The sequence below is a fragment of the Rhodococcus sp. 66b genome (assembly GCF_002076325.1).
Classification (GTDB): domain Bacteria; phylum Actinomycetota; class Actinomycetes; order Mycobacteriales; family Mycobacteriaceae; genus Rhodococcus_F; species Rhodococcus_F erythropolis.
Genome location: NZ_MUZB01000036.1, coordinates 1 through 10,012, shown reverse-complemented (window position 1 = coordinate 10,012; position 10,012 = coordinate 1). Strand labels below are relative to the sequence as shown.

Sequence of the window (10,012 nt, the reverse complement as noted above, 5' to 3'; positions counted from 1 at the left end):
GCGGAGTACCCGCCGCCGATGACTGTATACGCGGTCTTCGCTCGCTGGGTGCGCGGAGGTGCGTGGCAACGCATCCAGGAACCTTCTGATCGCGGTGGGCGTCACAAAACCGAAACCCAATGTAATGCGTGTATGTCCTTGGCTGGAAGTCGCTCTCTGGCCATCCATCAGTCCAACTTGTTGGTCTCGAGAGCACCGAGCTCACGAACGTGAACGCGGACCCACGATGGTCCGAAAAGAAGCTCCACGCCCCGCGGGGCGTCACCTCTGGGGACGGTCAGCGAGGCCCCTGCGTCCGTGGTCATGAATTTCAATGAAGTCGCGAACCCCCCAGGCCTGAGTCCTAGGCTTTTGGGGTGACGGCATAGCTCGAGGTTCTGACAGCTCACCGAGCCCCCGAAACTGCCCTGCGCCGCGTCATCCGCGAAATCCGGACGAACGAAGACCCAGAGGGCGCAGCGCTGACCCCAACGCCCGGAACTCCCCCGACATCGGCGCAGGCAAGGGACGGCTGCCGAGTATGGCGGGACGGTGATCAGCTCTGCATCGAACACGAGGACGGACGGCTGATCTTCGTCACCAACGGCGATAAAGCGTGGGATTTCACCGCCGACGCGCAACGCCCCCGCACCTGTTCTCCAGGCCATCTCCCCTGTCTAGATGTCAACAAGTTCCTACTACGGCGCAGAACTGCCACCGACAGGACAAGCGACGTCTTCAACCTGCCCACAAGCGAAGTAGACGAAGCCGAATTCGCCGGACGGCGTTCCTGGACAGTCGAACTGACCCCGACTCCCCCCACACTGCACCCGCTACGAATCTGGATCGACATCGAATCCGGCCAAATTCTCGGCTATCACTCACATCGCTGTCTGCGACGAAATCGACGAGGAGTTGTTCGCCTGGGACGGTCGATACCATCGCTTTCGGAAACGGAATGCTCCTGGAACGAGTGCGTGATCTGTCCGGGGTCGAGGTACCGGGGGACCCCTTTTACGCGGGCCGTGAAGCCAAAGCGATCTCGAATGCTCTTGCTGTCGCGGATGACCGCGCCCCCCTGGTTCACTCCCCAGACCTGGGCATACCGGAACCTCGATTCCAATGCCGATTGACCTTGCCGAACTAGCCGACTGGAGTGCGACGATACTGCAGCTCGACGAACCGGAAACAACCCACGAAAGTAATGCCTCACAACGCAATCGACTCCGACCCTTGTCAGGCGATACTTCTGCACGACGCGGCCGAAAAGATCCATCGTCACTCGCAGTCACGTAAAAATCAGGCCCACTCTCCGCGTGGAGAGTGCGCCTGATTTTTGTGTGTGGAACCTCAGGTCAGGAGAGGCTACCGAAGATGTTGCCGAGTGAGCCGGTTCCGGTCTCGGGGTCGGCGTCCTTCTTGGCGAAGTTGGTTGTGCATCCGTTGAGCTTCACTGCTTCGACGAAGACGCTCGAGGCTGCTGAGCCGGTTCCGACGCTGACGCCGTAGTGCTCGACCTTGGCGTCGGGATTAGCTGCGACGATGGCGTCGAGTGAGGTGGGAACGCCCTTGGCTGCGCCGCCGATGGTGCGGGTGCTCCACCAGAGTCCGTCCTGGATGTTCTCGTGATTCACCGCGTCCGTCGTAACGGGTGCGCCATTCTGGCTCGGGACCCACACCAGAGTGGTGAAACCGTTGTCGGCCGGGTTCGTGGTGCCGGTCAGGCGTAGCTGGAACGCGGCGCTGGTGGTGACTGCGCGCTCGGAGAACCCGATCTCCTTCGCTGCAGCGTCGGCGAGCTTGATGCTGCCGGCCGCGTGGTACGAGACGGAGCGATCCGTGACATCGGTGACTTCGAGTTTGAGTGAGCCGTCCTTGTCGAAGACGTTTTCTGCCGAGTAGGAGGCGGTCTGCTCCTTCTCGTCGGTGAACGGGATGCCCCATCCGTTGGCGGTGGTTTCAGTCGACGTCGCGGAACACGTGAAGCCCGCCCCCGGATCTGCGGAGCCGAGCGAACCGGTCGGTGCGGCATGGGCGAAGGCCGGCGCGATCAGCGCGGCTGCGCCGACGAGGGCAGCGATGGTTCCGGTACGACGAGTGTTCTTGGACATGCGATTGACGCCTCTCACAGGGGAAATTTAAGCTTCCGAAAACCGCCGATCAGAATTCCGGCGATGCCCGATCCGAGCAGTACTGCACCGATCAGATCCAGCGAAGAGCGCAGTCGCACAGCTGATTCCGACGTCGAAGCGAAGATCATGCCGCCGAGCAGAACCAAACCGATGACGAAGAACAGAAAATTAGCACAGACCGGACGGTTTGCGTTAGGCCGAATCGGACAAACCTCTTCTACGGGAGGAGTTAGTTCTTTCGGGTTAGTCCTTTAGTTGTAGTGGGCGGGGCGGTTGGACATCATGTGGCCGAGTTCTTCCGACGATCTCCTGCTGATTCCCGCAGCTGCAACGACATAACCCGGGCCGACGCTGCCAGGGCCGACATCGACCCAACGCAATCACGCCCGCGCAGGAGCACCCGAGAACCTTGGGCATTTTTCACACTCGTCGATCCCTACGAAAACAGGAACTCACGTCTCTGCCAGCGCCCTGATACTGCCTACCCCTCCGGCAACGACAGCCCACCATATTTCTTGAATTCACGCATTTGCTCGTTGCACGTTTCACGTAATTCGGGGAGAACACACATTAGGGCATTCGGCGGCCTGCGCCCCGACAAAAACCAGTGAACGAACTGCCTCCGGAATCGCAGAACGTGCTAACACTTCGTTCGGAGAGTTGCCACATCACGACATGGAGCCGAAACTACAACAGAAACTCGTATCACTTTCCGCCGAAGCATAATTCGTTGTTCAGGCGATGCGACATACGGTGGTGAGTCAACCCGACCTCCTACGCTTCAATCCTGCGGAACGGCAGTCGAGCACCGCTGTGGATCACGTATCGCGATACCGGCGGAGGTCCGGGGTCATCACCCGTCATTGACAGGTACGTGCCGTCGGCACGACAGGCAGGAAGTCCACAGTCTGTAGATCCCATGTTGGAAGGGAACGGCACTGCGGGCCCGGTTGAGATCGAAGCCTTGCGGCACTTGATGATTGCCATGCTGTTTCCCGGAAGAGGATCAACGAGCCGATTTCGCCGCCGTATCGGGACGCAACAACGTTCTCTATATCCTGGACTGGACGATTGCTGGCCTATCCGGGGCGAGGGCGGTGCCGGCGGGCGGTACCGCGGTGCCCTCCTTGAGGGAAATGCGTTGCGAAGAGGTGGCCGTCCTCGGCGTAGCGTTCGACGGTGATCCCACAACTCGTGCCCGAGTTCGCTTCCGTGGCTGCTGTGATTGCGTCGTTGTCCGAGTGGAAGTATTCGTCGACGGCCGAACCGTCGGGCATGGTAATTCAGTAGCGATCCATCCCCTCACCATCCGCTGCCGCGATCGAGCAGGCAAGCGTGACGCCCGGCCCGGCCCTACATTCGACTCTCGCCAATGAATTACGGGCGCAGCAATCGTCGGGTCCGAACAGCGAGCCCCCGCGTGGTTGTTCTCCCCGGAACAGTTCGCGGCGTCGAGGTCGGTGAGAGCAACAAAGTGACCACGCCAGTTGCTCAGCTCAGTGGGTCAGCAGGCTCGGCGCTGTCGAGTCGATACGTCGGTCACGCCGAACAGAGTAATCCCGCACTCGACATCGACGTTGGCACATGCGGCACTGACCAGGCGAGACGCGTTCGTAGGCCGTGCACCAGGAGAACCGGCAGCGGTCAAAGGTGGAGGGCCCGAACTGCAGCCTGCGCGATCGGTAACACGTCCTCCTCGAACCACGGGTTCTTCGACAGCCACGGTTGATTGCGCGGAGACGGATGCGGTACAGGGAGATAGCCGAGCGGCAAGTAATCCTCGGCAGCGCGGACGGTATCGGTCAACGACGTTCTGCGATCCCGCCCTAAGTAATAGGCGTGTGCATACTGACCGACCAATACCGTGAGCGCAATGCTCGGCAAGTGATCGTCGAGCCGCGGGTGCCACCGGGCTGCACATTCTCGTTGCGGCGGTTTATCGCCCGAACGTGCTTTGCCGGGATAGCAGAACCCCATCGACGTGAGCGCGACCGTGCCCGGATCGTAGAACTGCGTCGACGTGAGATCCAGCCACCGGCGCAGACGATCCCCCGACGGGTCGTCCCATGCGATACCGGTGGTGTGGACTTTACGTCCGGGTGCCTGGCCGATAATGCGTAACCGAGCGGAGGGACCGGCCTGCACGACGGGCCGCGGACCGTAGGGCAGCTGGTCAGCGCACAGCGTGCACCCTCGGATCTCCGTCAACACATGCGCCAAAGATTCCTGCATGATCAAACACCCCTAAGCCGCGATACGTCGATGACCCGCTCCCCGCCTTCACGCTGGCCTGGCGGCATTCGCGGGATCCCGACAGAAATCTCCAGCCGCCCAGCCGATGGTTTACTGGCGTTCTGGCGCGGTCGTTTCAGGCGAGGCGATCGGCGTCACCGGACTCGGAGCCCGTTGCGGTTTCTCCGACATCACCGACAGTGCCCTGCAGGCGCATCCGGCCGTCCGACAACGCATACGTGACGCCGACGATCGCGCACGTACCCTTGCCCACCTTGTCGGCGATGATCCGCGACCTCTGCATGATCAACGACCCCGTCTCCACCACATGACGACCTTCGAGTTCGTCGACCGTGGACAGACCTTCGTTGCGGCCCATCAGAATCGACGGTGCAACACGCTCGATCACACTACGAATGAAACCATCGGGCACCGCATTCTCGTCCAGAGCGTCCAGCGTTGCCTTCACTGCGCCGCAACCGTCGTGCCCGAGCACGACGATCAGCGGCACGTCGAGGATATCGACGGCGTACTCGATCGAACCGAGAACCGAATCATCGAGCACGTGACCCGCGGTGCGCACGACGAACATGTCGCCCAGACCCTGATCGAAAATGATCTCCGCGGCTACGCGCGAATCTCCGCAACCGAACAACACCGCAGTGGGGTGCTGCCCGTCGACGAGTTTCGCGCGATCGGCAATCCCCTGACTGGGATGAATGGACGCGTCGTTGACAAACCGCTCGTTGCCCTCACGAAGGGACTTCCAAGCAGACACCGGACTCGAACGTGGCATTCATTCATTGTGCACACGACCAGGAACGCCGTGCGCTGGGGGTTGAAACAGGACTTCTCCGCACGTTTCTCGCCTCCCCGCGGCGATGAGCATTTGGAAGCGCGAGTACCTCCCGCACCTGATGATGGAGTGCATGAAACGCATGTATACGGTCGGCCACTCGACACACCCGTTCGACGAATTCGTCGAACTTCTCCGCGCCCACGATGTAGAACAAGTCGTCGACGTCCGCTCCGTCCCCCAATCGCGTCACAACCCCCAGTTCGGACACGATGCCCTCACCGAAGCCCTCCCCAGCCAGGGCATTCGTTATCAATGGATCGAGAGGCTCGGAGGACTGCGCCACACCACGAAAAACTCCATCAACGGCGCCTGGCGCAACACCTCGTTCCGCGGCTACGCCGACTACATGCAAACAGAGCCCTTCCAAGAAGGCATCGACCAATTATGCACCGCCGCAACCGGAGCTGTCACCACGATCATGTGCGCCGAAGCCGTCCCGTGGCGATGCCACCGATCGATGATCGGCGACGCCCTACTCCTACGCGACTACCAGGTCCTCGACATCATGAGCCCCACCTCAGCCAAACCACACACCATGACATCATTCGCGAAAATCGACGGAACACGCATCTGGTACCCACCCGATCCTTCAGAATAGGCCGCTTATGCCCGATGTTCGTTGCCGCGCCGAACCACCACCACTCCTGCCCGGCCGGGGATTGTTAGGGGCGCTCCTCACGCCGCGTTGCTACGCATACTGCAGGGCCCGGAGACCGTCTGCGCGAGCGCAAGTCTTCATCCCTCTGCCTTGACAGGGCAACCGAGCGAAGTCCCGCCCGAACGGAGAATCGGCCGCTGCGGACACCATCCTCCTGGCTGAAACAGAGTATGTGACAACTGCGTCGACTGACTTCACTGTGGGGTGCAACACGGGCCCCCACGCGACTTGCAGGCGTGATCCGCCGATCCGAAAACTTCGTTGCAGGGATGGACGAGGTTCGAACGGATCACCCATCACCGTCCACCGTCCAACTGGCGGTGACGTGACGTCTTCATTCCCCGCTCACCCGTGCCAACCGGATCAGAGCCCCCAGTCACAGTCGGCACCATCACGCGAAGGCTGCCACCCGGCGCCCGCCGATCCAGCACTGCGGTCGTGGTGGAGACGGCCGGAATTGCAGCACAGATTGAGGCGCAGCCGAACAGATCGCTAAAACCAGTTAACGAGCCACGCCCCCACGTCCGTCGACACCGCCTCCACGAGATCTCGGGTCCGTCGACTATTCTGGAGATACCAGGAGGTGAAGTTCCATGACCGAGTTGCAGAAGACCAAACGTCGAGTGAAGACGATCCGGGCTATCCGCAAGAGCACCGAACTCGAGGGCGCCCGCAGCACCGCCGCCACCCGCACGGACCAGCTCGCCTACGCGCGCGGAACGATCACCGCGACTGAGCTCGGCGATCGGGTTCGCCGCCGGTACAACGTCCAGTAACCAGTGCAGCATCCGTGGAATACCGGTGACCTCGAGACGGACTGGCAGGGCTACTTCATCCCCGGCACGGACGTTCTACGTAACCGTGTGGGCGCCGACACGATCGAGGCGCTCAGCGATGCAGAGAACGATCTTGTCGAAGCCCGAATAATCGAACTTCGTGAATCCCCCGGACTCCTCGGGGACCGAACCTATGACCTTACGTTCCTTCAGGCCATCCACCGTCAGCTCTTCCAAGATGTGTACCTCTGGGCCGGCGACGTGCGCACTGTGGGTACAGAGAAGGGCAACCAGTCGTTCTGCCCGCCAGGCAATATTCATCAGGCGATGGATCATGTCGCGTTCGAGATATACGAATGTACACAGCTCGCGACGGTGAGTGAGGTGGGCCTTGCGCGCAAAATCGCATACTTGTACGACTACGCGAACTTTGCGCACCCCTTTCGGGAGGGCAATGGCCGGGCAACTCGCGAGTTCTTCGACCTGCTTCTCTCGGAACGTGGGGCCGGACTCGATTGGCAGAAGACCGACGACGACGAGTTGCACGGTGCGTGCCACACCGCCCGGGCCGAATCCGACAGGAGCGGGCTCATCGAGATGTTCACAAAGATCCTCGACGACGAGCCGGCGTATGAATTCTGACTGTGCTGTACCCGAGCCGATACAGGGGTTGACCCGTCTCACCCACCCCCTTCGCTTTTGAACCCCTAGACAGACCAGAGGCAGCACGGCGGGCGAGCTCGACAGGCGCGTCCGTTCGATCATCTTCGGTGACATCGACTTTCCGTCGGCCCCTGCGGCCCCAGACCGTGAGCTGGTCCCCAAGTGGTCCACACTCAGGTCGGGGCGCCTGCGGTCATCATCTCTGTTCACTGCACCGAAGACAACTATCCCATCGCAAAGACAGTGGTACGCGATGACACGACGCCACAGCGTACGACGAACCTGGATCGTCGCCGGAGGTTGCGTAGTTCTTCGAAACACACCCTGCCCCCGCCGCACCGACCGACGCCGTCTTCTCCGTCCCTGTTGCGGCACAACGATATTAACGTCGATAGTTCGCTGTGCACCGGCGAGAACCACAAATCCGGATCAGGCTCCAGGACCCTCTGACACGGTCCAGACCATCATCCTGACATGAACACAAGCTTCACCTCGTTGAGGAAGGACGCCCTCCCCAATTGTCCACAGCGAGGACCTGCACAGGCCGGACCCCACTGTCACGCGACCGAGAAGCTCTCGAAGAAAGACTGCACCAGGCGATCACCGCAAAGAGAGGACACTCGGACCACGTTCGGTCCTGTGCTGAATAAGTCGGTTGAACCTGTCGAGTGCTCTCTCACGCGGACTCGACAGGTTGCGACGTGCAACGATGCTGACATTACCGCGGGTCAGCGATGCCCGCGTCGATGATGGACCGCTTCTGTTCCATCCCGATCGCCCTCATGCGCGACTCCGTGGGATCGTCGGAGCGAAGGTCCTCGGGTCGGGCACACTAGTCGCGTTGGACCGACCATGCCGACGTCTCCCTTCGCAGATCGAGTACTCGACACGCGGACGGGGAAACGCTGTGTACGCGACAGTGGCGGACGATCTTGCCGCGTTCAGAAGTCGGTTTTGCAGTACGAGCCAGGGTGTCGAGCATGACGGTACTGTGAAGACCTCTGGCCTGCTCGGGAGTTAGGGGACAAAAAATGTGTGCTGCCGCGAAAGTTGCCTCGTCGGTGATGCAAGTAGCCCACTTGGACCGGTCTGTGAGCTACTACTGCGACGTGTTCACCTGCCGTGTCGCCCTTCGCGAACGCGAGGCGGCCCTTCTCCTGACGCCGGACGATTTTCAGATTTACATGTATGTCCAAAAAGACGCATCCCGGCCCAACATCAGCAATATCGGCGTCCGCTACGTCATGTGGTCCGCTGATACCGAAGAAGAATTGGCGCGGATCGGTGCTCGATTACGCGCATACGATGCCTCTACCTTCACCCAGGTAGTCGGTGGCGTGACTTTCGTCGATGGCTGCGACCCTGACGGTATACGTGTCATCGTCGCTTACCCAAGCCCAGAACAGTTACCCCGAGAGCTGATCGCACCACGATTCCACGGATAACGTGCCCGTCGACCACAAGCAGTGGTCCGGTCAGTCCTCGCTGCCGGAGCGGTCGCCGATCCACGCGAGGAGATCTGGATCGGACGAGGTCAGCCGGTCCACTTCCTCGCCGTCGTCGCAGCGTCGTAGTGACACCGTGATCGAGGTGGGGGTTCTGTGCAGAACCCGCCACATCGCTCCGGAACCGGACCACCGCGAAAGAGTTTCCACCGGTTGCTCTTCCGTCATGTCGGCTCCGCTCAGGTGTTGGCCCAGCTGTCGGGCCCGAAGACCTCGTAGTGGATATTCTGCGCCGGGACGTCCCGTTCGAGCAACGATGCGCGCATCGCCAACATGAACGGCATCGGCCCGCAGAGGAAGGCTTGGGTATCGGGCTCCACTGCAATGTCTTGCAAATCCGCCCGTCCTTCGTGAACCGATCCGAACGCCACGTGCGTGCCGAGATCCTCGTACCAACGATGCAAAGTTGCGGCGGGAATCTTGTCGACAAGTGTGCTGAGTTCTGCTCGGTGCGCATGATCGGCGATGGATCGATCCGCATGAATGACAGAGACCGAACGCTGAGCGGCGGTGTTCACGAGATGATTGAGCATCCCGATCATCGGTGTGCAACCGATGCCGGCCGACGCGAGTAGGAGAGGTGAGTTGTCATCCGGCATGGTGAGATCACCGAAAGGCGTGGTGACGGAGAGTTCCTGACCTTCGAATACGTTGTTGTAGAGGAAGTTCGACACTTCGCCATCAGGAGTGCCGGAGATTCGCTTGACGCTGATCCGCCAGTCTGCGCTGCTCGGTATCGAACACAGGCTGTATTGACGGATCTGGCGAGCGCCGTCGGTCAGCGTAACCCCGACCGAAAGATACTGTCCGGGAGCGAAGGTGGGGAGTGCACTGCCGTCGAGCGACGTGAGCGTCAGTGAGACAGTATCGGCGGACTGAAGAACTCGTTCACTGATCCTGACCGTGCGCCAGACGTCACCGGCGTCCACGCCGGCGAGTTGGTAGAGGCCACGCTCCATCGTGATGAGGGTTTCCGCCATCAGCCAGTAGACTTCGTCCCAGGCTGCTGCGACGTCGGGAGTGACTGCATCGCCGAGTATTTCGACGATCGCGGCAAAGAGGTGTTCGTGCACGATTGCGTACTGGTCGGGTGTGATTCCCAGCGACGCATGCTTGTGGGCGATACGTGAAAGTATGAGATCGACCTTGGCGCTGTCCGGCTCGAGCTGAAGCGTCGCGAATGCCGCGATGGCGCCGGCGAGAGCCTT

At 60.9% G+C, this 10,012-nt stretch carries 12 protein-coding genes; 4 read left to right on the top strand and 8 right to left on the bottom strand.

What is annotated here, in order from left to right:
• Nucleotides 1-167: 167 nt before the first annotated feature.
• The 6 genes from B0E55_RS32405 to B0E55_RS30935 all read right to left on the bottom strand — a co-directional run bounded on the left by B0E55_RS32405 (nucleotide 168) and on the right by B0E55_RS30935 (nucleotide 5,139).
• The gene (locus B0E55_RS32405) at nucleotides 168-305 is read right to left on the bottom strand and encodes a hypothetical protein (RefSeq protein ID WP_241896194.1); all 138 of its coding nucleotides are present in this window, start codon (nucleotides 303-305) and stop codon (nucleotides 168-170) included.
• A gap of 1,029 nt (nucleotides 306-1,334) precedes the next feature.
• Entirely contained in the window at nucleotides 1,335-2,090 is a 756-nt protein-coding gene (locus B0E55_RS30955) for a hypothetical protein (protein ID WP_080911163.1), read from the bottom strand.
• A 14-nt stretch (nucleotides 2,091-2,104) separates the two neighbouring features.
• On the bottom strand, nucleotides 2,105-2,239 hold the full coding sequence (locus B0E55_RS30950) for an MFS transporter (RefSeq protein ID WP_238565220.1): 135 nt from the start codon (nucleotides 2,237-2,239) through the stop codon (nucleotides 2,105-2,107).
• A gap of 951 nt (nucleotides 2,240-3,190) precedes the next feature.
• Nucleotides 3,191-3,388, bottom strand: coding sequence for a hypothetical protein (locus tag B0E55_RS30945; RefSeq protein ID WP_007732151.1), 198 nt, complete (start codon nucleotides 3,386-3,388; stop codon nucleotides 3,191-3,193).
• Nucleotides 3,389-3,755: 367 nt separating this feature from the next.
• Nucleotides 3,756-4,343 carry a uracil-DNA glycosylase family protein gene (locus B0E55_RS30940; RefSeq protein ID WP_019749598.1) on the bottom strand — a complete coding sequence of 196 codons (588 nt, stop codon included), beginning with the start codon at nucleotides 4,341-4,343 and terminating at the stop codon, nucleotides 3,756-3,758.
• 136 nt (nucleotides 4,344-4,479) lie between these two features.
• Complete coding sequence (locus B0E55_RS30935) at nucleotides 4,480-5,139, bottom strand: carbonic anhydrase (protein ID WP_007732161.1); 660 nt, start codon at nucleotides 5,137-5,139, stop codon at nucleotides 4,480-4,482.
• 142 nt (nucleotides 5,140-5,281) lie between these two features.
• On the opposite strand from B0E55_RS30935, the gene B0E55_RS30930 reads away from it, so the two are divergent.
• From B0E55_RS30930 to B0E55_RS30915, 4 genes are all read left to right on the top strand, one after another.
• Nucleotides 5,282-5,800 carry a DUF488 domain-containing protein gene (locus B0E55_RS30930; protein ID WP_007732163.1) on the top strand — a complete coding sequence of 173 codons (519 nt, stop codon included), beginning with the start codon at nucleotides 5,282-5,284 and terminating at the stop codon, nucleotides 5,798-5,800.
• Nucleotides 5,801-6,453: 653 nt separating this feature from the next.
• Nucleotides 6,454-6,636: an antitoxin VbhA family protein gene (locus tag B0E55_RS30925; RefSeq protein ID WP_007732167.1), complete on the top strand. Its 183-nt coding sequence runs from the start codon at nucleotides 6,454-6,456 to the stop codon at nucleotides 6,634-6,636.
• Between the two features lie 3 nt (nucleotides 6,637-6,639).
• On the top strand, nucleotides 6,640-7,278 hold the full coding sequence (locus B0E55_RS30920; RefSeq protein ID WP_007732169.1) for a Fic/DOC family protein: 639 nt from the start codon (nucleotides 6,640-6,642) through the stop codon (nucleotides 7,276-7,278).
• Nucleotides 7,279-8,330: 1,052 nt separating this feature from the next.
• The gene (locus B0E55_RS30915; protein ID WP_007732172.1) at nucleotides 8,331-8,744 is read left to right on the top strand and encodes a VOC family protein; all 414 of its coding nucleotides are present in this window, start codon (nucleotides 8,331-8,333) and stop codon (nucleotides 8,742-8,744) included.
• A gap of 30 nt (nucleotides 8,745-8,774) precedes the next feature.
• Here B0E55_RS30915 and B0E55_RS30910 read toward each other — a convergent pair whose 3' ends face one another.
• Both B0E55_RS30910 and B0E55_RS30905 read right to left on the bottom strand, forming a co-directional pair.
• Nucleotides 8,775-8,972, bottom strand: coding sequence for a hypothetical protein (locus B0E55_RS30910; RefSeq protein WP_007732173.1), 198 nt, complete (start codon nucleotides 8,970-8,972; stop codon nucleotides 8,775-8,777).
• An 11-nt stretch (nucleotides 8,973-8,983) separates the two neighbouring features.
• Nucleotides 8,984-10,012: globin domain-containing protein (locus B0E55_RS30905; RefSeq protein WP_080911160.1), on the bottom strand; the 1,029-nt coding region annotated here is incomplete at its 5' end.